The following is a 23,967-nucleotide window of genomic DNA, read 5'->3' as shown; positions in this document are numbered from 1 at the left end:
GCATTTGCAGCGGGTCGATCAGAACTTCTGCGAGTAGCGGAAGTACAGGAAGCGGCCCGGGATTTCGTACTGCGGGTCGAAGCTGTTGGCGAAGGTCGACGCAGCGCGCGGCGGATCCTTGTCGAAGATGTTGTTCACGCCAACGGTGATGCGGGCGTTCCACGGCGCGTTGAAGAAGACGCTGGCGTCGTGATACGTGGTCGCGGCGATGCGGTTCTCCGGGCGGGCGCGCGGACCGTCCGGGGCGGTACCCGGGTCATTGCCGTCGAGGTTGGTGAAGCGGGTCGGATCCGAGCAGAGGTTCGCCCACTGGGTCGAATTGATCGTGGCGCACGATTCGTCCTGAGCCGAGAAGTAGCGCACGAACCAGGTCGCACCGAAGTCGCCCTTCTCCCAGTTGACGGCCAGGTTGGAACGGATACGCCAGTTGTTGTTGCGGCTGAAGTATTCGCCAACGGTGTCGCCGCCCTCGCCAGTCACCGGGTCTTCGGAGACGACGCCGTCGCCGTTGACGTCGGTGGTCGACTTGGCCAGGTAGGTCGTATCCCACACGAAGCGGAACTTGCCCCACGAGGTTTCCGGCAACTTGTAGCCGACGGTCAGGTCGTAGCCTTCGTTGAAGATCGTGCCGACGTTGGCCGGGGTCGCCTGCAGGCCCGAGATCTGGCCGTCAGCCGCGCGGCTGATCAGCGCGCAAGCGCTGGCCGTGCCGTTGCGGTAGCAGTTGTCCAGGATCGCCTGCGCGGTCTGGGTGAAGATCGCGTTCTCGATCTTGATCTCCCACCAGTCCAGCGAGATGTCCAGACCTTCCGCCCAGCTCGGGCTGTACACGAAGCCCAAGGTCTTGGAGGTGGAGTTCTCCGGGCCGAGCTGCGTGTTGCCGCCGGTGGTGGTACGGATCTGGTTGTTGGCCTGGACGTATGCCGGAATGCTGGCGCACGAAGCAGGACGATCCGGATTCGCATTACCCGGTGCGTTCGAGCCGAGGAAGCCGCGGCACGGATCGGTGACGTTCTGGAAGGTGTCGGAGACGCCGGTGAACAGCTCTGCAATCGACGGAGCGCGGAAGCCTTCCGACCAGTTGCCGCGGATCATCAGGTCGTCGATCGGCTTCCAGCGGAAACCGAACTTGCTGTTCAGCGTGTCGCCGAAGTTGCTGTAGTCCGAGTAGCGGGTCGCCAGCGAGAAGTCGAGCAGCTTGGCGAACGGCACGTCGGCCAGGACCGGCACGGCCAGTTCGAGGTAGGCCTCGTCCAGCGAGTAGCCGCCGGCGGTCGCCTTACGCGAGTTGCCGGTGGTGTCGCCGGTGTTGACGATCGCGTCGGGCTGGTCGAAGCCGCTTTCGCTGCGGTGTTCCATGCCGAACGAGAAGGCCAGCGGGCCGCCCGGCAGGTCGAACAGGTCGCCGCCGACGTTGGCGTAGTAGGTCTTCTGCTTGTAGCCACGGTTGTCGTGAGCCACGAAGCCGGAGTAGGACGCCATTTCCGGGGTGAAGCCGCCACCGCCGCTGAGCAGGTTCAGCGGCACGCAACCGGAGATGACCGCGGTCGGGGTACCGCAACGGGCCACGCCCTGGGCGTCGCGGAACGACGGGCCCAGCGCATTGCGCAGCGCGCTGATGTTGTACAGGCCAAAGGTCGTGTCGTAGCGCTTGTTCTCGCCGTAGAAATAGCCGGCTTCCCAATCGAAAGTGCGCTCACCGAGATCGAAGTTGCCTTCAAACGCGCCGTCGAAGGCGTAGGTGCTGACTTCCTGATTGAAGCTACGGCCACCCAGTTCCGTCGGACGGTACTGAATGCTGGTGACGTCGGCGCCGTAAGGATTGTAGATGCTCTGCGACGAGATGAAGATGTTGGCGCCGTTCGTGCCCGGCGCGATCGTGCCGAGGTTGATCGGGCTGGCGGCGAGCAACTGCTCCGACACGCGCTCGTTGTACGTCGTGGTGATCTTGAAGCGGACGTTGTCGGTGATGTCGAGGGTGCCCGACGCGAACAACGACTTGCGCTCCTGCGGCGTGATCAGATAGTTGTCCGGCGCAAAGTTGTAGGCGTCGGATGCAGGGTCGTAGGTGCGCGTGCTGGTCGGAGTGCCCGAGGTCGGCGTCGGCACGAAGAAGCGCGAGGTGCCGCGCAGCTGCATGCGGCCCTGAGGCGTGGTGCTGCTGTTGCCGAAGCCGGCGCTGGCGCCAAAGTTCGGCACCGCCGAGATCTTGCGATCGCCTGCACTGACCGGCTCTTCCTTCACGTAACCGACGCCGAGCATCGCGCTCCAGCGGTCGGACGAGGTGCCGATGGTGAAGTCGTAGGACTGACGTTCGCCGTCGCCCTTGTCGAACGCGCCGATATAGGCGTTGGCTTCGGCGCCTTCGAAGTTGCGGCGCAGGATCACGTTGACCACGCCGGCGATGGCGTCGGAACCGTAGATGGTCGAGGCGCCGTCCTTCAGGACTTCGATGCGCTCGACGGCTGCGGTCGGGATCGTGTTGAGGTCGACCGCGCCACCGAGACCGGTGCCACCGACCCAACGACGGCCGTTGACCAGCACCAGGGTGCGGTTCGAGCCAACGTTGCGCAGGTTGACGCGGGTTTCGCCGTTGCCGCCGTTGTTGTACGTGCTGTTCAGCGTCGAGCCGTTGGACGTGATGTTCTGGATCACGTCGCCGACCGAGGTCAGGCCCTGGGCGCTGATGTCTTCGCGGCTGAGCGAGAAGATCGGCTGCGAGGTTTCGATGTCGGCGCGCTTGATGCGCGAACCGGTTACTTCGATGCGATCGAGGGTGGTGGGATCTTTGCTCTCTTCTTGCGCAAAGGCCACACCCGTGCCGGCGGCGGCAGTGGCGCCCACGGCGAGCGCGAAGGTAATCGCGTCGCGGAGCTGGGTGGTCTTAAAGGTCATCTCTCTCTCCAGAAATCGGAATGGTGGTACCCATGGGACCAAGCCGGCGGAGTCAAGCAAGACGCCAATTCCAGCAAGGTGCGCTGGATCGTACCGATGAGATGGCAAAAATTAAAGTGTCGTTAAATGTCGAGTTTTGACAAATTCTTCACTTCATTCAGCTGGCGTTGCCCACAAGCGGCCCTATGCCGCATTCAGCCGCCTAAGTACGCAAACGTGTTGAAGTTTTAACCCGGATCGAAATGGCTGGGCGCTCTATGGAATTGCGCCGCGTGGGCGTCGGGCAGGGCAAGAAACGAGACGCGGAACCGGACTGGCGCATCGGCGACGGAGCCCTGTCCGGCTTGCCGGTCGCGGAACTACGGCACGGCGTCGGTCGCGGGCGGCCGAGGGCGTCGCCTGTGTTCACGAGGCTGGGTCGACTGCGCGAATGAGCATGCCGATCGTGACTGACGAGGCACGTTCAACGCGGCACCAAGATGCCCGGAAGCTGCGAAACGGAACGGAGAGGCACCGCGATCGCGGTGCCGGCGAGGAGCCTGCTTAGAGGTCCTGCTCGTAGCGGACGTAGGGCACGGTGCCTTCGTCCTTGTCGCTGTTGCCCGGCGCGAACGGGTTCTTGCCGCGGGTGATCACGTTCTCGGCGCCGACCGAGAGCTGTCCGCTCCACGGGGTGCGCCAGGTCAGGCCGACGCCCAGGCCTTCCCACTGACCCGGCTGGCCGGGGGTGTCGACCACGCGGCCGACGATGTTGGCGCCGAAGTTGCCGTAGCCGGCGCCGATGGTGAGGCTCTTGCTGTTCCAGCGGTCGGCGATGGTCGGCATTTCGCCGGCGGGAATCAGGCGCGCGCGCGCCCAGGTGCCGCCGATCGACACCGTGGCCTCGCGGCCGATGTTCTTCTGGCCGTAGACGGTCAGGGTGTGCTGGTCGAGCTTGCTGTTGCGGCCGTTCGGACTCAGCCAGGCGGGCAGATTGTCCTTGCCGGCGCCGACGGTGAGCCCGATCTTGCCGCCGGGGCGGCTCAATGCCGCACCCGCGGACACCTGACGCGCACCGCCGCGGTCGTCTTCATCGAGCGCGGCGAGCATGCAGTGATTGGCGAGGTTGCCGATCGCGCCGGCGAGGCCGGTCTTGCGATCGCAGACCAGCCCCAGGGTGTCGCCCGCATCGAGGCCGAATGCGGCATCGAGCGAATTGCTGCCGACACGCCAGCGCGCGCCGGCGACCGGGGCGTTGGTGGGTTCGAGTTGCAGCAGGTATTCGACCTTGCCGTTGGACTGGTTCCAGACCGGCAGATACGTCGTGTCGCCGCGCTTGGACGACTGCGCATGCGCGCCGGACGCCGCGCCGAAGGCGAGCATCAGGGCAAACGACAGGCGTAGCGAGCGCGTGAGCATGGTGACGATACGACCGGGTTGGGCCGGTCAAGTTCCCCTAGAACCTGGATGAAGACTATAGACGGTTTATGTTTATTTAACAAACCGAGACGACGGTGTGAAGGCCCTATTGCAGGCGGTCCGGGCCTGCCACTTCGGCGGCCGCGACCGCGAACAGGCGGCCGATCTGCTCAGCGCCGAAACGATAGCTCTGGCCACAGAACTCGCAACGGATATGGGCCTCGCCATCGGCCGCGGCGGCCGCCGCTTCGGCCTCCTGCTGGCCCAGCGAGACCAGCATGGCCTCGACCCGTTCGCGCGAACAGGAGCAGGCGAAGCTCAGGGCCTTGCCGCCCAGCAGCTGGATCCCTTCCTCGTGGAACAGGCGGGTCAACAGGGTGGCGGTATCCCAATCCAGCAGTTCGCCGGGCCGGAGGGTGTCGAACAGGGCCCCGACCCGGGCCCAGCCGTCCTCGTCGCCGCCGTCGCCGGGCAGCTTCTGCAGCATCAGGCCGGCGGCCTGGCGCTCGTCGGCGACCAGCAGCAGCCGGGTCGGCAGCTGTTCGGACTGGCGGAAATAGTCCTCGAAGGCGCCGCTGAGCGAATCCGAGTCCAGCGCCACCAGGCCCTGGTAGCGGGCCGGGTCGCGGTCGCCGCCGGCGCGGCTGCCGATCGGCGGGTTCTCGATGGTGATCGCCAGGACCGCGTCCGGGCCGAGCTGGCGCAGGTCGCGCGAGACCTCGCCGCCCTCCTCGGCCAGCTGGGCGATGCCGCGCAGGGTGCCGGCCGCGGTGCATTCGGCGAACAGGGTGCGCAGGGCGCCCTCGCCGCGCAGTTGCACGGACAGCCGGCCCTCGACCTTGGCATGGCCGGTGAACAGCGCAGCCGCGGCCGCGGCCTCGCCCAGCAGCTCGGCCGCCGCGGGCGGATACTCGGCGCGTTCGCGGATCTGGCGCCAGGTCTGGTCCAGGTGCACGCGCACGCCGCGCACGCCGGCGCCTTCGATCAGGAACCGGGTCAGGCGGTCGCGGTCGTCGCGGGCGGCGTCGGTGGGGGCGGGGGTGGCGTCGTTCATTGCGGGACTCGTGCGGCGCGGTGCGTGCTGCATTCTTATCCGATCGCGGATAATGCGGGCGACCGCGTGAAAGGGGAGACCGGGCTAGATGGGGATGGAGTGCAGGCAGTGCAAGTCGTGAATGAGTCCGTCCCTGCAGCGGCGGCGCCCCGCCGCCGACGCCGTTGGCTGCGCTGGCTGCTGGCGCTGCCTTTCCTGTTCCTGGCCGCCTCGATCCTGCAGGTCGCGGTGCTGCGCTTCATCGATCCGCCGCTCAGCGCCTTCATGGTCGCGCGCCAGTTCGAGGCCTGGGGCAGCGGCGATTTCGGCTTCCGCGTCGCCTACGACTGGCGCGACCTGGACGAGATCTCGTCCAACGTGCCGGTCGCGCTGGTCGCCTCGGAGGACCAGAACTTCGCCGAGCACTTCGGCTTCGACCTCAAGGCCATCGAGAAGGCGCGCAAGAGCAACGCGCGCGGCCGCAAGGTCCGCGGCGGCAGCACCATAAGCCAGCAGACCGCGAAGAACCTGTTCCTGTGGAGCGGCCGCAGCTGGGTGCGCAAGGGCATCGAGGCTTGGTACACCCTGCTGATCGAGCTGATGTGGCCCAAGCACCGCATCATCGAGGTCTACGCCAACATCGCCGAGTTCGGCGACGGCGTGTACGGCGCCCAGGCCGCCGCCCGCACCTATTACCGCAAGGACGCCTCGCGCCTGAGCCCGGCCGAAGCCGCGCGCATGGCCGCGGCACTGCCCAACCCCAGGCGCTACAGCATCGCCCGCCCCGGTCCTTACGTGCAGCGCCGCGCCAACGCGATCCAGCGCCAGATGCGCTACATCGGCGGCAACGGCTACCTCAAGCAGATCGACTGAGCGCGCCCGCGGGGGCTGGGCCGCGGCGCGATTCCGGCCAAGCCTGCGCACACCGCCGTCGCGCCCGGCGGCTATGATTGAACGCATGAATCGCGATCTGCTCACCGTCGTCGTCGCCGCCTACAACGAGGCCGACAGCCTGCCGCTGCTGCAACCGCGCATCGCCGCGGCGCTGGATGCGGTCGCCGCCGACGGCGTCGAGGGCCGCGTGCTCTACGTCGACGACGGCAGCCGCGACGGCACCTGGACGGTGCTGGAAGGTATCGCCGCCGCCGATCCGCGGGTCGCGCTGCTGCGCTTGTCGCGCAACTTCGGCAAGGAGCTGGCGCTGACCGCCGGCCTGGACCGGGTCGAGCGCGGCGCCGCCCTGATCCTGGACGCCGACGGCCAGGATCCGCCGGAACTGATCCCGGCCTTCATCGTCAAATGGCGCGAAGGCTACGACGACGTCTACGGCACCCGCATCGAACGCGAAGGCGAGGGCTGGATCAAGCGCACCACCGCGCACGCCTTCTATCGGGTGATCGGGCGGCTGTCCAAGACCCCGATCCCGGCCGACACCGGCGACTTCCGCCTGCTGTCGGAACGCGCCCTGGCCGGCCTGCACCAGCTGCGCGAACGTCACCGTTTCATGAAGGGCCTGTTCGGCTGGGTCGGCTACAACCGGGTCGCGCTGCCCTATCACCGCGAGGCGCGCGTGGCCGGCGCCAGCAAGTTCAATTTCTGGCGGCTGTGGAACCTTGCGCTGGAAGGCATCACCAGTTTCTCGACCGCGCCGCTGCGGCTGGCGACCTACCTGGGTCTGGCGACCGCGCTGTTCGCGTTCGGCTTCGGCGTCTGGGTCGTGGCCAAGGCGCTGCTGTGGGGCGACCCGGTCGCCGGTTGGCCGACCATGATGGCGGTGATCCTGTTCCTGGGCGGCGTGCAACTGATCGCGCTGGGCCTGATAGGCGAATACCTGGGTCGCTTGTACGAAGAATCCAAGCAGCGGCCGCTCTACCTCGTAGACACCTGGTGGCCGGCGGCAGGAGTATCCTCGGGTCAGGGCTCGCTGCCCCCGTCCCAGATCGCGGAAGGAGAAGGCCATGCGTACCGTACGGCAACTGCTCGAAGCGAAAGCGTCTGAAGTGTTCGCGATCGGTCCGGACGCGCCGGTCATCGACGCGATCCGGCTGATGGCCGAAAAGCGCATCGGCGCGGTATTGGTAATGGAAGGCCCGCGATTGGCCGGGATCCTGTCCGAGCGCGATTACGCGCGCAAGATCGTGCTGCAGGGCCGCTCATCGGCGGACACGCCGGTGCGCGACATCATGACCGTCGAAGTGCTCAGCGTCGGCCTGGACGACAGCGCCGAGCGCTGCATGCAGATCGTCACCGACCGCCGCATCCGCCACCTGCCGGTGGTGCAGGGCGGGCAGGTGGTGGGCGTGGTTTCGATCGGCGACCTGGTCAAGGCGGTGATCGAGGACCAGCAGCTCGAACTCGACCAGTTGCAGCGCTACATCGCCAGTTGAGCATCGCCAGCTGAGCGTTGCTGGCTGAGCGATCCGCGCCGGACCGACCCGCATCCAGCGGCGCCGATTAGCGTGCGTAATGGCCGCCGCAGGCCGCGTCCTTGCCCGGTCCCCATTCTATCGTCGCCAGCAAGGCCGCCGGCGGAGCGATCGTGGCCAGCGTCAGGGCCACCGCGCCGCGCAGGCCCACGCGCGCGTAGTCGGGCTTGGCGCTGGGATGCTTGAACGTGCCGCTGACCTTCAACGGCGAGCGCAGCGCCAGCAGGCTTCGGTCTTTCGGCCGCGCGCGGACGGTCAGGTCCAGGGTTTCGTCGCGCAGATTGATATCGCCTTCGCCGATCAGGATGGTGTCGCTGGTGTCGAACGCTAGCGCACGGCTGTGCATCAGGCCGTCGCGCACGTCGAAGTCGCCGAACGCGCAGCGGATCGGGATCTGGCGGTCGTGGCTGAGCTTGAATTTGACGATCTCGGCGATGTCGATGCCGGTGTATTCCATCAGCAGGTTGCTGATCCGTCCCGGACCCATGCCGATCGCGACGTCGCCGTCGCTGCTGCCGAGCATGGCGGCGATCGAATTGCCTTCGCCGTCGAGCACGACCCGGCCGCCGACCTTGCCGATCGCGTCGCGCGCCAGTTCCACCGTCGGCATCAGCTTGGCCAGGGTCAGGCCGCGCGCGTCGATCTCGGCGCGGGTCGCGATGGTCGGACGGCGCGCGTCCATGTGCACGGTCGAGCGGATGCGGCCGTCGGCGACGCCGAAATCCAGCGGCTGCAGCCGCAGGACTCCGCCTTCCAGCAGCAGGTTCGCGTCCATGTCGTCGATCGGCCAACCCGGGGCGTTGATGCGCTGCGCCTTCCAGCGCACGTCGGCGTCCATCGCGCGCAGCTTGTCCAGGCGGTAGGGCTTGTCGGGCAGCACGCGCGCGCTGGCACGTTCGCGCGCGGCTTGCGCCGCGAGTTCGGCATTGCTGGATTCGCCGCCGCCGGTCTGCGGCGCGGCGCCGACGAAGCCGGACAGGTCGTCGAAATCGAGCCGGCGCGAGTGCAGGTCGGCGCGCAGATAGGGACGGGCGCCGCCGCTCTCGACGCTGGCGCGGCCGGACAGGTCGCTGTCGCCGACCTTGCCGGTGAAGCCGTCGTAGTGCCAGGTGGTGTGGGTGCCGGCGATATCGCGGCGCAAGCGGCCGTCGAGCGCATAGGGCGGGGTCGGCGGGGTGGCCACGCCGATCAGCGGATACAGATCGGCCATGTCCTGACCCGACAAGGCCAGGCGCAGGTCGAAGTCGCGCAGCCGCAGCGGATCGAGCAAGCTGCCGCGCGCATGCGCGTGAGTCGCGCCGGCGCTGGCGCGCACGTCGACCTGGTACGGGCGTTCGCGATCGCGCAGTTCCAACGGCGATTCGGCGCGTCCCTGCAGAGTGAAACGGTTGCCTTTCCAGCGCCCGCTGCCGCGCGCGGCGATCGGCGCGGCGTCGTCGCCCGCGCGCGCTGCCTGGCTGGCGATCTCGAAGCGCATGTCGCTGCGGCTGGACGGGTCGAGGAAGCTCAACTCGCCGCGGTCGATCCAGATCCGGCGCAACTGCAGGGCATCGCCGCCGGATTCGCCGAACACCCAATTTCCGCCCTGCTTGGCATCGTTTTCCAGATACAGGCGCGGGCGGCTCAGGCGCAGTTCGGGGATACGCACTTCGCCGCGCAGCAGCGGCAACAGTTCGACTTTGAACTGCAGGCGGTCGGCGGCCGCCATGGTCGGTCGCTGCGACCACGCGGCATTGCCGAAGCGCAGCGCGTCGGCGCGGATGGTCGGGGTCCAGCCCAGGTCGACGTCGAGATCGCCGGCGATGTCGAAATCGCGGCCGGTGCGAGCCTGCACCTGGCGCTCGATCGGGCCGCGCAGCCAGTTCCAGTCCCACAGCGCCACCAGGAGCGCGATGGCCAGCAGGATCAGCGCGGCGGCGCTGCACCAGGGATGCCGCCGCAGCGCGATCGCCGCGCGCTGCGCAGGGCTCGGATGTGCGGCGATGTCGGGTCGGGTGTCGCCCCGGCCGGCGTGGGGGTCGTTGGCGCTCATGCGTGTGGGGCGGTTCCGGAGCGGTCCGGACTCGGTGCCGTCCGGAGTCGGCGCCGTCGTTCGCGCGCCGCCGCCTTCCTGATGCGGATGCCCCACGATCCGCAGTCGGCGGTCAAGCGCAGGTGAACGTGTTGCGCGGGGTTCAGGCAGATGAGCGCGGCGTCGGCTCAGCGCGTGGGAATCACCTGCGCCATGACCGCGACGTAGTGGCAGACGCTGCCGCCGATCACGAACATATGCCAGATCGCATGCGAGTAAGGCAGCGCGGGCCGGTGGTAGAACACGGTGCCCAGCGTGTAGCTCAGGCCGCCGGCGAGCAGCCAGCCCAGGGTCCAGGCGTCGAGCGCGCCGATCAGCGGCTTGATCGCCACGATCACCAGCCAACCCATCGCGATGTAGATCGCGGTCGACAGCAACTTGAAGCGGCCGGTGTAGAACAGCTTGAACACGATGCCGGCGAAGGCCAGCACCCAGATCGCGGTGAACAAGCCCCAGCCCCAAGGGCCGCGCAGGACCAGGGTGAACGGGGTGTAGGTGCCGGCGATCAGCAGGTAGATCGCGCAGTGGTCGAACACCTTCAACCGCGCCTTGGCGGTCGGGTGCTGGATCGCGTGGTACAGGGTCGAGGCGACGTACAGCAGCAGCAGGCTGACGCCGAACACGATCGCGCCGGCCAATTGCCAGGTGCTGCCGTACAGCGCCGCGAGGGTGATCAGGACCGCGCCGCCGGCGAGCGCGGCGGTCGCGCCCAGGCCGTGGGTGAGCGCGTTGGCGATCTCCTCGCGGACCGAGCCGTGGTGGGCGTGGGCGGTGGGCATACGACCAGCATCCTAGCGCGGACTGGAGCAATTACTCAGTGTGACGCCGGCGCCGGATTGCCTATGATCGGCGTACCGCTCCGCGACCACGCGCATGATCATTTCCCACCAGCACCGTTTCGTCTTCGCCGCGATCCCCAAAACCGGCACCCACTCGGTGCGCCAGGCCCTGCGCGCGCACATGAGCGCCGACGATCTGGAGCAGGTCGCGCTGTTCGTGAACAAGCGCTTCCCGTTCGAGGAACTGGCCGCGATCACCCACGGCCACATCAGCCTGCAGCAGGTGCGGCCGTTCCTCGGCGAGGACGCGTTCGGCGGTTATCTGAAGTTCGCCTTCGTGCGCAATCCCTACGACCGCTTCGTGTCCTACTGCGCGTTCATGACCCGCGCCAACGACGCGTTCTCGCGCAATCCCAAAGGGGTGATGCGGCACATTCTGTTCGAGGCGCGGCCGATGCAGCACATCCTGTTCGTGCCGCAGCACAGCTTCGTCACCGGCGCCGACGGCGAAATGCTGGCCGACACGGTCGGCCGGGTCGAGGACATGCAGGGCTCGTACGACGCGATCTGCGCGCGCCTGGGGCTGCCCACCACCGAACTGGGCGTGATCAACAGCTCGCGCCGCGGCCACTATCGCGACTACTACGATCCAGAACTGATCGACGGAGTGTCCGCGCTGTACCGGCGCGACCTGGAACTGTTCGGCTACGAGTTCTGAGCGGTCGCCGGGTTCCGGCGCGGATGGAATCAAGACGTCCGGCGCGGCCAGCGCGCCGGACGGTGCCGCTTCACGCCGCCGGCTGCGCGCCAGCGGCGATCTCCGACATCGACGGCATGCCCATGACCGTCAGCACGGCGCCGATCACGCAGATCAGCAGCGGGATCTTGTTCGCGGAGAAGTTCATGATCGCGAAGATCAACGCGACCAACGGGATCAACAGCGAACCCAGCCCCCACAGCAAGCTTTCACGGAACGCGTTGACGACGATCCACAGCCCGCCGACCACGCTCAAAATCAAACCCAATAGATACATTGCGCTCCCCTTGCGGTTGATGCCGCGGCCCCCTGCCGCGGTCGCGTGATCCTAGCCGATCTATTCAGATTTGTGATGGGGTGCGTAATTTGCGCGGCGGGGCGGGACTTCGCGCCCGGCGTTTCATTCCAGCTCGTTGAGCCGGCGCACCCGCCGCAGCCGGCGCTGGATCTTGTGCGGCCGCCCGAAGCGGTATTCCTCGACCTCGACCGCCAGGGCGCAGTCCGCGCCGAAGGCCTCGCGCATGGCATAGAGCCGGCCGTTGCCCTCGAACGCGAGCCAGCGCTCGCCGTCCTGGACGACCTTGATCTGCGAGACCGAGGGGATGATCTCGGTCAGGGCGGCCAGGTCGAGGCGGCCGTGGGCGAGCAGTTCCTCGCGCCGCGCCGCCAGGGCCTGGGCGCGGGCCCGGGTAGCCTGCTGCGCGGATTCGCGGTCGATGCGGTGGATCGGGTGCAGGGCGCGCAGCGGCACCATCGCCTGCGCCTTGTCGCTGCGCAGGCGGTGGATGTCCATGATCACCTTGGCCATGTAGGCGTCCTTGTAGTCGAGCGCGGCGACTTCGCTGCGCTTGCTCAACAAGTAGAGCCACCACTGCCGCAGCAGCGACATCAGTCGACGGCCACCGCGTGCGCATGCTCGCGCGTGGCCAGGAACTGCACGCCCGGCGCGCGCTCCTGCGCCAGTTGCAGGTTGACCCGGGTCGGGGCCAGGTAGACCAGTTCGCCGGCGGCGTCGAGGGCGAGGTTCATCGCGTTCTTGTCGCGGAACTCTTCCAGCTTCTTGGCGTCGCTGCAGCGGATCCAGCGCGCGGTGGCGACGCTGACCTGCTCGAAGCTGGCGTCGACGCTGTACTCGTCCTTGAGCCGATAGGCGACCACGTCGAACTGCAGCACGCCCACCGCACCCAGGATCAGGTCGTTGCTCATCAGCGGCCGGAAGAACTGGGTCGCGCCCTCTTCGGACAGCTGGGCCAGGCCCTTCTGCAACTGCTTGAGCTTGAGCGGGTCGCGCAGGCGCGCGCGCCGGAACAGTTCCGGCGCGAAGTTCGGGATGCCGGTGAACGACAGCGCCTCGCCCTCGGTGAAACTGTCGCCGATCGAAATCGTGCCGTGGTTGTGGATGCCGATGACGTCGCCGGAGTAGGCGGTTTCGGCGATCTCGCGGTCGGAAGCCATGAACGTCAGCGCATTGGCCAGCTTCACTTCCTTGCCGGTGCGCACCTGGAAAGCCTTCATGCCGGCACTGAACTTGCCCGAGCAGATGCGCATGAACGCCACGCGGTCGCGGTGCTGCGGATCCATGTTCGCCTGGATCTTGAACACGAAACCGGTGAGCTTGTTTTCCGTCGCCGCGACTTCGCGGCCGGTGGTCTCGCGCGGCTTCGGCGGCGGTGCGTGCTCGACGAAGAAATCCAGCAGCAGCTGCACGCCGAAGTTGTTGACCGCCGAGCCGAACGACACCGGCGTCTGCTTGCCGGCAAGGTAGGCCTGCTTGTCGAACGGGTGCGATGCGCCCTGCACGAGTTCGAGTTCGTCGCGCACTTCGCGCAGCGCGTCCGCGCCGATGCGCGCCTCCAGCGCCGGGTCGTCGATCGAGGCGAAAATAGTCGAATCCTGGCGGGTGAAGTTGCGGCCCTGTTCGAACAGATGCACTTCGCCGGTAAGCAGATGCACCACGCCCTTGAGGCGCTGGCCCATGCCGATCGGCCAGGTGATCGGCGCGCACTGGATGCCCAGCACCGATTCCACTTCATCCAGCAGGTCGATCGGGTTCTTGCCCTCGCGGTCGAGCTTGTTGATGAAGGTCATGATCGGCGTGTCGCGCAGGCGGCAGACCTCCATCAGCTTGATCGTGCGTTCCTCGACGCCCTTGGCGACGTCGATCACCATCAGCGCCGAGTCGACCGCGGTCAGCACGCGGTAGGTGTCCTCGCCGAAGTCGGCGTGGCCGGGGGTGTCGAGCAGGTTGACGATGCGGCCTTCGTACGGGAACTGCATCACCGACGAGGTCACCGAGATGCCGCGCTCTTTTTCCAGCGCCATCCAGTCCGAGGTCGCATGGCGCGCGGCCTTGCGGCCCTTGACCGAACCGGCCATCTGGATCGCGCCGCCGAACAGCAGCAGCTTCTCGGTCAGGGTGGTCTTGCCGGCGTCGGGGTGCGAAATGATCGCGAAGGTGCGGCGGCGGAGGGCTTCTAGGGAAACGTCGGACATGGCGACGGCGCGCACCGGGCGCGCCGGAAGGTAAGGAGTAGGCCGGCGATTATAGCCTCCTGGAAAAGCCCCATACCGACTCCCTTCCCCCGCCCGCGGGGGAAGCTGGCCCGCGGGGCCGGATGGGGGGTGCGAATCCCGCCTGCGTCGTCAGCCCCGAAGCACCGCTCCAGCCCTCAAGGCCCGCCCGAAATCCGCAACGGCCCCGCCGGCCCGTTCATCCGGAACGGAATCGACTCCAGGCGCATGCCGCGGTTGACCTGGATCGCGAAGTGCAGGTGCGGCCCGGTGGTGAAGCCGGTATTGCCGGACAGGCCGATCTGCTGGCCGGCGCGCACGCGCTGGCCGACCCGGACCAGGGCCCCGTCGGCCTTGAGGTGGGCGTACAGGGCCATGCTGCCGTCGTCGTGGACGATGCGGACGAAGTTGGCGCGGCCGCCGTACCGCTCCCGGTTGAGGCCGGCCTTGTCGAAATCCGACTCGACCTGCATCACCACGCCTTCGCGCGCGGCCAGCACCGGGGTGCCGATCTCGGCGGCGAAATCGACCGCGTAGCGGTTCTCGGGATCGCTGTGGCTGAACTGGCCGCCGTAGCCCTGGTCGATGCGGAAATTGTTCTGGCGCAGCGGCAGCAGATAGTCGACGTTGCGCGGACGCGCGCTGGGGTCGCCGGGCAGGCTTTCCATCTGCAGTTCCACGCCGCGCCCGGAATCCTCGCTGCTGAGCACCGCGACCAGGGCGCTGGCGCGCGCGGCCACCGTGGCCCGCGCCGGCAGGGTCGAAGTGCCGCCCACACCGCCGCCGTAGCTCTGGCTGTAGTCGACCTTGACCTCGATCGGTCCGGACAGGTTGTTGTCGGCCCAGGCCAGGTAGCGGCTGCCGTCGGACTCGATCCGCAGCCGCGCGATCGCGCCGGGCTCGCTGTGGACCGGGATCACCTTGACCTCGGACGGCGGCGCGGCGTCGGGGACGTGGTCGCCGTAGTGGGTGATGCCGCTGCGGTCGGTCCAGCGGTAGATCTTGGCGGCATGCGCCTGCGGCGCGGTGGCCAGGGCCGCCACGCACAGCGATACGGCTAAGGCGCGCGGCCCCCAAACCATGCGATTTCCTACTCGGTGCAGCCCGGTTTCAAGTTTAGCGCGTGGGCGACATCGGCGAGGTCGAACGCGGTCACGGCTTTATCGTCGTGTACGGCGAACAGCGCGCCGCTGGGGAAGGCCGCGGTGGCGGCGGCGTGCAGGGCGACGCCGTCGGTGTGCGAGGTGACCTTGCCTTCGAAGCTGCCCACAGGCGCCAGGGTGATGCGGTCGAACAGGTGGAACACGGTCAGCGGCGCGAGCTGGTCGACCGCGATCCAGTAGCCGCCGCCGTCCGGGCAGGTCCACAGCGCCACGCCCTCGGCCTCGGCGCCGAAGCTGCGGTCGGGCAGGCTGCGGCCGGTGTACTTGCCGCCGAAGGTGTACTCGCGCAGGGTCGATTCGTGGCGGCGGTCCTCGTCGGCGATCAGCATGCGGTCGTTGGCCGGGTCGCCGGCGATCGACTCGACCATGCGCAGGGCCGCGGCCTCGCTGGTGTCGCCGAAGGAGCCGCCGTAGTTGGCGCGCAGGCGGCCGTCCTGGTCGAACTGGACGCGGTAACGGCGCACGCGCTGGTCGAGTTCGGCCCACGGCGGCACTTCGTCGAACTTCTTGCCGTACATGAAGCTGTCGGTGACGTAGACCTCGAGCTCGCCCGGCTCGGTCTCGGTCAGCCAGATGCCGTAGGGGCTGCGCAGTTCCTGTTCGCCGAAGCTGCCCAGCGGGGTGAAGTCGGGCAGCGCGAACACCTGCACCCGGCGGTTGTCGCGTTCCACCACGAACACGTGGTCGGCGTAGACCGCGATGCCGTTGGGGCGGTCGAACTGGCCGATCGCCTTGCCTTCGCCGCCGACCGTGCGCAACGCGGCGCCGGTGTCGGCGTCGTAGACGTCCAGGCGGTGGGTCGATTTGGCGGTCGCGATCAGCCAGGTCTTGCCGTCCTCGGTCGGCCAGGTGGCGAGCGAATCCAGCTCTTCCTTCGGCGTCTCGGCCGAGACGTAGCGCTCGGCGATCGAGGTGACGCCCGGCGTGCGGACGGCGGGGGCGGGAGCGGTCCGCGTGGTCGCGCAGGCGGCGAGCAGGGCGGCGAGGCTGGCCGCGACAAGAAGGCGTGGGGTCATGGACGCGAAGTGTATGCGGCGGCCACCGGCTTTTGCGATGCCGGTTGTCGGCTTATGATTAATCGCTATATGCGGATGAAGCGATTGACAGGCCTCCGAGGCGCGGGCAGACTGGCCGCATCCATCGAGACCGGCTGAGGGACAGGCCCTTTGAAGCCGGGGCAACCCAACGCGACGCAAGTCGTGTGAAGGTGCCAATTCCTGCGGCCCGCTCTGCGTTGGTCGGAAGATGGTTGCGACGTGCGCCCTGGCGTACGTGCGACTTGCAAGCTCGATGGCCCCGTCACTTCGGATGCCCGCCATGAGCTTTGCCCCCGCTACCGCCTTCGCCGAAACCCACGCCCCCATCGCCTTCGAGCGCAGCGAGGCCTTCATCGCCGCCGCCAGCGAACGCGACGCCGTGCGCGGCGAGCTGCGGATCGAGCTGAACCTGCGCCACGCCGGCCGCCGCGATGTGGTCCTGCGTTACGAAGTCCAGGGCGACACCGCGCTGCCGGTGCTGTTCGTGGCCGGCGGCATCTCCGCGCACCGCCACCTTGCGCCCAGCCGCGCCCACCCCGAGGGCGGCTGGTGGGCAGCCCAGGTCGGCCCAGGCCGCGCGCTGGATCCGGGTCGCCACCGCCTGCTCTCGTTCGACTGGCTCGGCGCCGACGGCACGCTCGACGTGGCCCTGGACCCGGCCGACCAGGCCGACGCGATCGCCGCCTTGCTGGACGCGCTGCGCATCGAGCGCCTAGAAGCCTTCGTCGGCTATTCCTACGGCGCCATGGTCGGCCTGCAGTTCGCGGCGCGTCATCCGCAGCGGCTCGGCGCACTGGTCTCGATCAGCGGCACCCACCGCGCGCATCCCTATGCCGCCGCCTGGCGCGCCCTGCAGCGCCGCGCGGTCGCGCTGGGCGCGCTGCAGTGCGACGAAAGCCAGGGCCTGGCGCTGGCGCGCGAACTGGCCGTGCTCAGCTACCGCACCCCGGAAGAATTCGCCGAGCGCTTCGGCGCCGCCCAGGTGCGCGATGGCCGCGTCCGCGTCGATGCCGAGGACTACCTCGATCATTGCGGCGCCAAGTACGTCGCGCGCACCCCGACCACCGCGTTCCTGCGCCTGTCCGAGTCGATCGACCTGCAGCAACTCGACCCGAGCCTGATCCGCGCCCCGGTGACGGTGGTCGCGGTCAGCGAAGACCGCCTGATTCCGCTGTCCGAATCCTACGACCTGGTCGAGCGCCTGCGCGGCGAAACCCGCCTGCGCGTGCTGCGCTCGATCTACGGACACGACGCCTGCCTCAAGGAAGCCGGCGACATCGACACCATCCTGCGCGAAGCGCTGGCCGACTGTAGCCAGGCGGCGGCATGAGCACTCATAACAAAGGAACGACCGCCGTGACCCAGAACCGCACCCGCAACGCCTGCACCGCCGCCGTCCGTGCCGGCATCGACCGCGACGCGGCGTACGGAGCGGTCACGCCGCCGATCGTGCTGTCGTCCAACTTCAGCTTCGCCGGCTACAACGACAAGCGCCAGTACGACTACACCCGCAGCGGCAATCCCACCCGCGACCTGCTCGGCGAAGCCCTGGCCGAACTCGAAGGCGGCGCCGGCGGCGTCGTCACCAGCACCGGCATGGCCGCGATCACCCTGGTGCTGCATGCCTTCCTCAAGCCCGGCGACCGCATCGTGGTGCCGCACGACGGCTACGGCGGCAGCTGGCGCCTGTTCAACGCGCTGGCCGCCAAGGGCGCGTTCGAACTGATCACCGCCGACCTGACCGATCCGCGTTCGCTGACCGAAGCGCTGGCGGCCAAGCCGGCCGTGGTCTGGATCGAAACGCCGTCGAACCCGCTGCTGCGCATCACCGATCTGCGCTTCGTGATCGAGGCCGCGCACGCGCAGGGCGCGCTGACCGTGGTCGATAACACCTTTCTATCGCCGGCGCTGCAGCGTCCGATCGAATTCGGCGCCGACCTGGTCGTGCACTCGACCACCAAGTACGTCAACGGCCACAGCGACGTGGTCGGCGGCGCGGTCGTGGCCAAGAGCGCCGAGCACCACCAGCAGCTGACCTGGTGGGCCAACGCGCTGGGCCTGACCGGCTCGCCGTTCGACGCCTTCCTGACCTTGCGCGGCCTGCGCACCCTGGACGCGCGCCTGCGCGTGCACCAGGAGAACACCCACGCGATCGCGGCGCTGCTGGACGCGCACCCGGCGGTGCGCGTGGTCCATTACCCGGGCCTGGAATCGCATCCGGGCCATGCCCTGGCGGCACGCCAGCAGCGCGGCTTCGGCGCCATGCTCAGCGTCGAGATCGAAGGCGGCGAAGCGGCCGTGCGCGCCTTCGTCGACGGTCTGGAGTGCTTCACCCTGGCCGAATCGCTGGGCGGCGTGGAAAGCCTGATCGCGCATCCGGCGACCATGACCCATGCCGCCATGTCGCCGGAAGCGCGCGCCGCGGCCGGCATCGGCGACGGACTGCTGCGCCTGTCGGTCGGCATCGAGCACGTCGACGATCTGATCGCCGACCTCGAGGCCGCGCTGGAGCGCGCCGCCGACGCGGTGGCCACGGCGGCGCGCGCGAAACGATGAGCGCCGCGGCCGACGTCCTGCAGCAGGTGCAGGTTCAGCAGGCGCCCGCGTCGCATCCTTATCGCGCCCCGGCGCCGGCGCCGGCGCGGCTGGCGCTGCTGGGCACCGGCACCGTCGGCAGCGCCGTGCTGGCGCGCCTGCAAAGCTGGCAGGGCGCGCCGCTGGGCGAGCGTCTGGCGCTGGTGCATGTGGCCAATTCGCGTCGGGCCCTGGCCATTGCCGACGGTCTGGCGCCGGAACGCGTGGCTTCGCTGCTGGCCGATGCGCCGCAGGCCAGTTCGCTCGACGCCGTCGCCGCGGCGCTGGGCGAGGTCGGGTCGCGGGTGGTGATCGACGCCACCGCCAGCACCGCGGTCGCCGAGCATCATGCGCAGTGGCTGGCCCAGGGCATCCATGTCGTCACCGCCTGCAAGATCGGCCAGGGCACCTCGCTGGCGCGCTGGCGCGCGATCCGCGGCGCCTGCGCGGCCGGCGCCAGCGGCTACGGCGACAGCGCCACGGTCGGTGCGGGCCTGCCGCTGCTGCGTTCGCTGCGCGAATTGCAGGCCGGCGGCGACCGCATCCGCGCGATCGCCGGCGTGCTTTCGGGTTCGCTGGCTTGGCTGTTCAATCATTACGACGGCATGCGCCCGTTCTCGTCGCTGGTGCGGCAGGCGCGCGACGCCGGCTACACCGAGCCCGACCCGCGCGACGATCTGTCCGGCGATGACGTGCGGCGCAAGCTGCTGATCCTGGCGCGCGCGTCCGGCGTGGCGCTGGATGCGGACGAGGTCGCCGTCGCCTCGCTGGTGCCGCCGGAGCTGGCGATCCTCTCGCGCGACGGCGTCGACGCCGCCCTGCCGGCGCTGGACCTGCCGTTGCGCGAGCGCTACGCGCAGGCCTACAAGAACGGCGAGCGCCTGCGCTTCATCGCCCGCCTGGAAAACGGCACGGCGCGGGTAGGCCTGGAATCGCTACCGGCCGATCATCCGCTGGCCGGCGGCGCCGGCACCGACAACAAGGTCGCGATCTGGTCCGACCGTTACCGCGAACAGCCGCTGGTGATCCAGGGCCCGGGCGCGGGCGCTGAGGTCACCGCCGCCGGCCTGCTCGACGACGTGCTGCGCCTCGTCCGCTGAAGCGCGAACGCCGAGGCCGCGACCCGGCCTTCAGCCGGCGAGGCGCCGGGCGAAGAACGCGAGGATCTCATCGCGCGCGGCGATCGTGGGTTGCCCGGCTTCGTCGATCAGATGCGCCGTGACCACGCTGTGCGGCCCGGCGACCAAGTGCTCGAAGAACGGCGGCAGCTCGTCGCGTTTGGCCGCGCTGTCGGGCAGCACGCGTGCGACGAAGCGATCGCCTAGCGCCTGCGCATAGGCGGCGAAACGCTGTGCCTGGCAGAACCGATCGCCTTCGAAACGGTAGGCCAGCACGCTGAGATCGTCGCGCTCCAGGCGCTGCCGCACCGCCGACAGTTCCTCGGGCGCCATCTCGATACCGGCCGGGTCGTCCAGCGGCAGGCTCGGCTGCGACAGCACCGGCGCCAGCATCGCCGGTTCCAGCATCATCGTCAGGGCGAAGTTGCCGGTGAAGCACATGCCGATCGCGCCGATCCCGGGCCCGCCGCATTCGGCATGCGCCAGCCGCGCCAGCGCGCGCAGCCATTGCGTCACCGGGCTGGATCCCTTGTCCGCGAACGCGCGGAACTCGGCGCTGACGCAGGCGCGCTGGAAGACCGCCTTGCTCTCGTCCAGGTCCGGTATCGCGCCGTCGCGGCCGAACAGCGAGGGCAGATAGACGGTGAACCCGGCGTCGCGCACCCAGCGACTGAATCGCGCGACCTGCGGGCTGATGCCGGGCATTTCGGCCATCACGATCACCGCCGGCCCGCTGCCGGCGACGTAGACGCGCTTGAGGCTGCCGTCGAGGACGATCTGGCGGACGACGAAATCCTCCAGCGGATCGGGCTGAGTCTGGCTGCGGCTCGGCATCGCATGGTTCCTCGGTGGGCGTGACGGCATTGCACACCGCGCGGCGCTAGACTGGCAGTGTCTGTTTAGACATCTTTCGAGCGTTTTCGGCCATGCACGATTTCAGCGTCCTGGTGCTGCCCGGCGCCTATGCCAGCAGCGTCGCGAACACATTGGACATACTCGGCACCGCCGCCGTACTCGCGCCGCGCCTGCGTCTGCCGCGACCGCGCTGGCGCTTGCTGTCGCCGCAGGGCGGGGACGTGGCGCTGAGCAGCGGCATGCGGATCGGAACCCGGGCCTTGCCCGGCCGCGCCGGCGCCGACGTTTCGACCTGGATCGTTCCCGGCCTGGGCGTGGACAACCCGCCCGAACTCGCCGCGCGCCTGGCCCGCGACGACGCCGCGCTCGCGATCGCGGCGTTGCGCCGGCATGGCGCGCGCGGCGGCGCGGTGGCGGCCTCGTGCTCGGCGGTGTTCCTGCTGCAGGCCGGCGGGCTGCTGCGCGGCCGCCGCGTCACTACATCGTGGTGGCTGGCCTCGGAGTTGCGCCGGCTGCAACCCGATTGCGTGGTCGATGCCGATCGCATGGTCTGCGCGGACGGTCCGGTCAGCAGCGCCGGTGCGGCGTTCGCGCAGTCGGATCTGATGCTGCATCTGCTGCGCAGCCGCTTCGGGACCGCGCTCGCCGACGTGGTCGGCAAGGTGCTGCTGATCGACGGACGCCAGGCCCAGGCGCCGTTCGTGGTGCCCTCGATGCTGTCCAACGGTAACGAGTTGGTGCGGCGCCTGACCCAGCGCATCGAAGCCGCGTTGCCGCGGCCGCCCAGCGTCGCGGCCCTGGCCGAAGAGTTCGCGATGTCGCCGCGTACCCTGGCCCGGCACGTGCGCGCCGCGACCGGTACCGGCGCACTGGCCCTGGTGCAGAGCGTGCGCCTGAACCGGGCACGGGCCCTGATCGAGAGCAGTCGTATGACGATCGAGCAGGTCGCCGCGCAAGTCGGCTACGAGGACGCGACCGCGCTGCGCCGGCTGATGCGGCGCTCGGCGGGGGCGACGCCGAGCCGGTTCCGCTCCGGCTCGCGCAGCGTCTGAGTCGGACCTCGTGCGGCGTTCGCGTGCCGCGCATGCAAGACGGCCGCATGCAGGCATGCGGCCGTCGTCTTCATATCTCAGAGAAGTCATGCCCGGATAAATCCGGGGCGCCGACCCGAGGGGAGGCCGGCGCCCCGAGGCAAGCGCCGGACCGCGAACGGTCAGGCGCTGCACAAGCTCACTGCAGGCCGTCGCGGATCGCGGTGGCCAGGCTGCCCTGGGCGTCGTCGCCGCTGAACTCCCAGAAGAAAGCGCCGCCGAGGTTCTGCGCCTTCACGTAGCTCATCTTCTCGATGACCATGGCCGGCGTGTCGTAGCTCCAGAACGTGCTGCCGTCGTACTTCCAGGTCGCACGCGCATTGGCGTCGGTGTAGATCGTGCCGGGCCGGTTTTTGAGCACCTTGTAGTCCTCGTTGCCGGCCTCGTAGGTGCCGGGCGCCGCGCTGCCGTTCTGGTACAGGCCGTTGTTGACGTTGGCCACGCCGGTCCAGCCGCGGCCGTAGAAGCCGATGCCCAGGTTGAGCTTGGCCGCCGGCACGCCGCGCGACAGGAAGGCCTCGAGCGCATCGTTGGTGTTGTAGAACTTCTGGTCGCCGGTCGACGGATCGTTCGGCGAATTGAACAGCGCCGAGTGATGGTTGGTCTTCGCATCCCAGGTGCCGTGGAAGTCGTAGGTCATCACGTTGATGAAGTCGAGATACGGGTGATACGCGGCCGGGTTGGTGACGCGCACCTTGTCGACGCCCGCACCCGCGGCGATGGTCAGCAGCAGGCCGGGGCGCACCGCGTTGAGCTGGCTGCGGAACTCGGCCAGCAAGGCGGTGAAGTTGGCGTTGTCCTCCGGCGTGCCGCAGGTCAGGCCGCAGGCTGCGGGGTATTCCCAATCCAGATCGATGCCGTCGAACACGCCGGCTGCCGCGCCCACGCCGCCGGCACCGTCGGTGACCGGCAGGTTGCCGCGGATGTAGGCGTCGATGCACGAGGCGACGAAGGCCTGGCGGTTCTCCGGGCGTGCCGCGCTGGCGAAACCGCGCGACCAGGTCCAGCCGCCCAGCGAGATCAGCACCTTCAGGCCCGGGTACTTGGCCTTGAGCTGCTTGAGCTGGTTCCAGTTGCCGCGCAGCGGCTGGTCCCAGGTGTCGGCCGCGCCGCTCACGCTTTCGGCCGCGCCGAAGGCCTTGCTGTAATCGGCGAAGGCGTCGCCGCCGGCGCCGGTATTGGGATCGGAGGGCTGGATCACGCCGACTTCGCAACGGTTGTTGCGCACGTTGCCGAAGGCGTAGTTGATGTGGGTGATCTTGGCTGCCGAGCCGCTGGTGTCGATGTTCTTGACCCGGTAGTTGCGGCCGTAGATGCCCCACTGGGCGAAGTAGCCGATCACCCGCTTGTTGCCGCCGCCGCCGCCCTGGGTGGTGCTGGCGCTGATCTGCGCGCTCTGCGCGGAGGCGTTGCCGGCGTTGTCGCGGGCGCGCACGCGGAAGGCGTAGGCGGTGTTGGCGCTGAGGCCGGTGGCGGTGTAGCTGGTCGCGGTCGGCGAACCGACCAGGCTGCCGTCGCGGTACACGTCGTAGCCGGCCACGCCGCTGCCGCCGCTGTTGTCGGTCGACGCGTTCCAGGTCAGCGAGATGCTGCTGGAGGTCTGCGAGGGCGAGCTCAGGCCGCCGGGCACGCTTGGCGGGGTGGTGTCGGTGGACGGCGCGGTCACGGTGACCGTCGAAGTCGCCGAGGTCGTGCTGGCGCCCTGGTTGTCGGTCGCCACCGCCTTGAAGGCGTGGCTGCCGGCGCTGGCGTTGCTCCAGGTCACGCTATAGGGGGAGCTGGTGTCGACGCCCAGCGAAACGGTGCCGCGGAAGAACTCGACCTGGGCGACGCTGCCGTCGCTGTCGGAGGCGTTGGCGCTGACGGCGATATTGGCGCCGGTGGTGTAGCTGCCGCCGTTGGCCGGCGAGGTCAGGCTGACGCTGGGCGGCTGGTTGGTGCCGCCGCCGCTGCAGGCGCCGAGGTCCTGGTACCAGCCGCAGCTGGGGCAGTGGGTCGGCGGCGCGTTCCAGATCTGGATGTTGGCCTGGTAGAGCCGGTTCTGATAGACCAGCTTGTCGCCGGGGTTGTAGATGGTCGACGCGTTCCAGGCCGGAATGTTGGCGCAGCTGGCGCTTTGCGCCAACGCGTTCGAGCCCCAGGACGCTGCCAGCAGGCAGGTCCATAGCGCCAGTGTGGTCGATCTTGCGTGCTTCATGAGCGTCCTCTCCCTGTGCGAAGTCCGATGCGAAATCCCGGGCCGTCGCCGGCCGGTGCTGT

At 68.8% G+C, this 23,967-nt stretch carries 20 protein-coding genes and 1 riboswitch; of the genes, 8 read left to right on the top strand and 12 right to left on the bottom strand.

Annotated features, from left to right (window positions below; genetic code table 11):
- Nucleotides 1–18: 18 nt before the first annotated feature.
- The 3 genes from ASE10_RS03995 to ASE10_RS03985 form a co-directional block, all read right to left on the bottom strand.
- A complete protein-coding gene (locus ASE10_RS03995; RefSeq protein ID WP_055903525.1) occupies nucleotides 19–2,895 on the bottom strand; it encodes a TonB-dependent receptor in 2,877 nt (958 codons plus the stop codon).
- Between the two features lie 543 nt (nucleotides 2,896–3,438).
- Nucleotides 3,439–4,257: a hypothetical protein gene (locus ASE10_RS03990; RefSeq protein ID WP_055904050.1), complete on the bottom strand. Its 819-nt coding sequence runs from the start codon at nucleotides 4,255–4,257 to the stop codon at nucleotides 3,439–3,441.
- A gap of 142 nt (nucleotides 4,258–4,399) precedes the next feature.
- Nucleotides 4,400–5,347 carry an Hsp33 family molecular chaperone HslO gene (locus tag ASE10_RS03985; protein WP_055903522.1) on the bottom strand — a complete coding sequence of 316 codons (948 nt, stop codon included), beginning with the start codon at nucleotides 5,345–5,347 and terminating at the stop codon, nucleotides 4,400–4,402.
- A 117-nt stretch (nucleotides 5,348–5,464) separates the two neighbouring features.
- Here ASE10_RS03985 and mtgA point away from each other — a divergent pair, with 117 nt between their 5' ends.
- From mtgA to ASE10_RS03970, 3 genes are all read left to right on the top strand, one after another.
- Entirely contained in the window at nucleotides 5,465–6,199 is a 735-nt protein-coding gene (gene mtgA, locus ASE10_RS03980) for a monofunctional biosynthetic peptidoglycan transglycosylase (protein ID WP_235567533.1), read from the top strand.
- Nucleotides 6,200–6,284: 85 nt separating this feature from the next.
- Nucleotides 6,285–7,325, top strand: coding sequence for a glycosyltransferase family 2 protein (locus tag ASE10_RS03975; protein WP_055903516.1), 1,041 nt, complete (start codon nucleotides 6,285–6,287; stop codon nucleotides 7,323–7,325).
- On the top strand, nucleotides 7,285–7,713 hold the full coding sequence (locus ASE10_RS03970) for a CBS domain-containing protein (RefSeq protein ID WP_055903513.1): 429 nt from the start codon (nucleotides 7,285–7,287) through the stop codon (nucleotides 7,711–7,713). The genes ASE10_RS03975 and ASE10_RS03970 overlap by 41 nt, the downstream gene beginning before the upstream one ends.
- A gap of 67 nt (nucleotides 7,714–7,780) precedes the next feature.
- Here ASE10_RS03970 and ASE10_RS03965 read toward each other — a convergent pair whose 3' ends face one another.
- Together ASE10_RS03965 and ASE10_RS03960 are read right to left on the bottom strand one after the other, a co-directional pair.
- Complete coding sequence (locus ASE10_RS03965) at nucleotides 7,781–9,784, bottom strand: AsmA family protein (protein WP_082559684.1); 2,004 nt, start codon at nucleotides 9,782–9,784, stop codon at nucleotides 7,781–7,783.
- Between the two features lie 167 nt (nucleotides 9,785–9,951).
- Nucleotides 9,952–10,602, bottom strand: a complete 651-nt coding sequence (locus tag ASE10_RS03960; RefSeq protein ID WP_055903510.1) for a hemolysin III family protein — start codon at nucleotides 10,600–10,602, stop codon at nucleotides 9,952–9,954.
- 94 nt (nucleotides 10,603–10,696) lie between these two features.
- On the opposite strand from ASE10_RS03960, the gene ASE10_RS03955 reads away from it, so the two are divergent.
- The gene (locus ASE10_RS03955) at nucleotides 10,697–11,320 is read left to right on the top strand and encodes a sulfotransferase family 2 domain-containing protein (protein WP_055903507.1); all 624 of its coding nucleotides are present in this window, start codon (nucleotides 10,697–10,699) and stop codon (nucleotides 11,318–11,320) included.
- A 70-nt stretch (nucleotides 11,321–11,390) separates the two neighbouring features.
- On the opposite strand, the gene ASE10_RS03950 is transcribed toward ASE10_RS03955, so the two are convergent.
- The 5 genes from ASE10_RS03950 to ASE10_RS03930 all read right to left on the bottom strand — a co-directional run bounded on the left by ASE10_RS03950 (nucleotide 11,391) and on the right by ASE10_RS03930 (nucleotide 16,049).
- Nucleotides 11,391–11,636 (bottom strand): hypothetical protein, encoded by a 246-nt coding sequence (locus ASE10_RS03950; RefSeq protein ID WP_055903504.1) that lies wholly within the window; start codon nucleotides 11,634–11,636, stop codon nucleotides 11,391–11,393.
- A gap of 123 nt (nucleotides 11,637–11,759) precedes the next feature.
- Nucleotides 11,760–12,248: a hypothetical protein gene (locus tag ASE10_RS03945; RefSeq protein WP_055903501.1), complete on the bottom strand. Its 489-nt coding sequence runs from the start codon at nucleotides 12,246–12,248 to the stop codon at nucleotides 11,760–11,762.
- Nucleotides 12,248–13,852 carry a peptide chain release factor 3 gene (locus tag ASE10_RS03940; RefSeq protein ID WP_055904043.1) on the bottom strand — a complete coding sequence of 535 codons (1,605 nt, stop codon included), beginning with the start codon at nucleotides 13,850–13,852 and terminating at the stop codon, nucleotides 12,248–12,250. The genes ASE10_RS03945 and ASE10_RS03940 overlap by 1 nt, the downstream gene beginning before the upstream one ends.
- Nucleotides 13,853–14,028: 176 nt before the next feature.
- Entirely contained in the window at nucleotides 14,029–14,952 is a 924-nt protein-coding gene (locus tag ASE10_RS03935; protein ID WP_082559683.1) for a M23 family metallopeptidase, read from the bottom strand.
- A gap of 8 nt (nucleotides 14,953–14,960) precedes the next feature.
- Nucleotides 14,961–16,049, bottom strand: coding sequence for a hypothetical protein (locus tag ASE10_RS03930; protein ID WP_055903498.1), 1,089 nt, complete (start codon nucleotides 16,047–16,049; stop codon nucleotides 14,961–14,963).
- 118 nt (nucleotides 16,050–16,167) lie between these two features.
- A riboswitch (SAM riboswitch) is annotated at nucleotides 16,168–16,285 on the top strand.
- A gap of 65 nt (nucleotides 16,286–16,350) precedes the next feature.
- Here ASE10_RS03930 and ASE10_RS03925 point away from each other — a divergent pair.
- The 3 genes from ASE10_RS03925 to ASE10_RS03915 are packed head-to-tail and all read left to right on the top strand — an operon-like array spanning nucleotide 16,351 to nucleotide 19,744.
- Nucleotides 16,351–17,400 carry a homoserine O-succinyltransferase gene (locus tag ASE10_RS03925; protein ID WP_055903495.1) on the top strand — a complete coding sequence of 350 codons (1,050 nt, stop codon included), beginning with the start codon at nucleotides 16,351–16,353 and terminating at the stop codon, nucleotides 17,398–17,400.
- Entirely contained in the window at nucleotides 17,397–18,626 is a 1,230-nt protein-coding gene (locus ASE10_RS03920; protein ID WP_055903492.1) for an O-succinylhomoserine (thiol)-lyase, read from the top strand. Before ASE10_RS03925 ends, ASE10_RS03920 begins: the two co-directional genes overlap by 4 nt.
- Nucleotides 18,623–19,744, top strand: a complete 1,122-nt coding sequence (locus ASE10_RS03915) for a homoserine dehydrogenase (RefSeq protein WP_082559682.1) — start codon at nucleotides 18,623–18,625, stop codon at nucleotides 19,742–19,744. Before ASE10_RS03920 ends, ASE10_RS03915 begins: the two co-directional genes overlap by 4 nt.
- Before the next feature lie 30 nt (nucleotides 19,745–19,774).
- Here the strand turns inward: ASE10_RS03915 and ASE10_RS03910 are convergent, their stop codons facing one another.
- Nucleotides 19,775–20,596, bottom strand: a complete 822-nt coding sequence (locus ASE10_RS03910; protein WP_055903489.1) for a dienelactone hydrolase family protein — start codon at nucleotides 20,594–20,596, stop codon at nucleotides 19,775–19,777.
- Nucleotides 20,597–20,688: 92 nt separating this feature from the next.
- Between ASE10_RS03910 and ASE10_RS03905 the strand changes: the two genes are divergently transcribed.
- Entirely contained in the window at nucleotides 20,689–21,669 is a 981-nt protein-coding gene (locus ASE10_RS03905; protein WP_055903486.1) for a helix-turn-helix domain-containing protein, read from the top strand.
- A 178-nt stretch (nucleotides 21,670–21,847) separates the two neighbouring features.
- Here ASE10_RS03905 and ASE10_RS21355 read toward each other — a convergent pair whose 3' ends face one another.
- Complete coding sequence (locus tag ASE10_RS21355; protein ID WP_056304983.1) at nucleotides 21,848–23,905, bottom strand: glycosyl hydrolase family 18 protein; 2,058 nt, start codon at nucleotides 23,903–23,905, stop codon at nucleotides 21,848–21,850.
- Nucleotides 23,906–23,967: the final 62 nt, after the last annotated feature.

The organism is Lysobacter sp. Root76, from assembly GCF_001428685.1.
In the GTDB taxonomy this organism is placed as follows: Bacteria; Pseudomonadota; Gammaproteobacteria; order Xanthomonadales; family Xanthomonadaceae; genus Lysobacter.
Note: the sequence above shows the minus strand (reverse complement) of the source record. Positions and strands in the feature narration are given on the sequence as shown.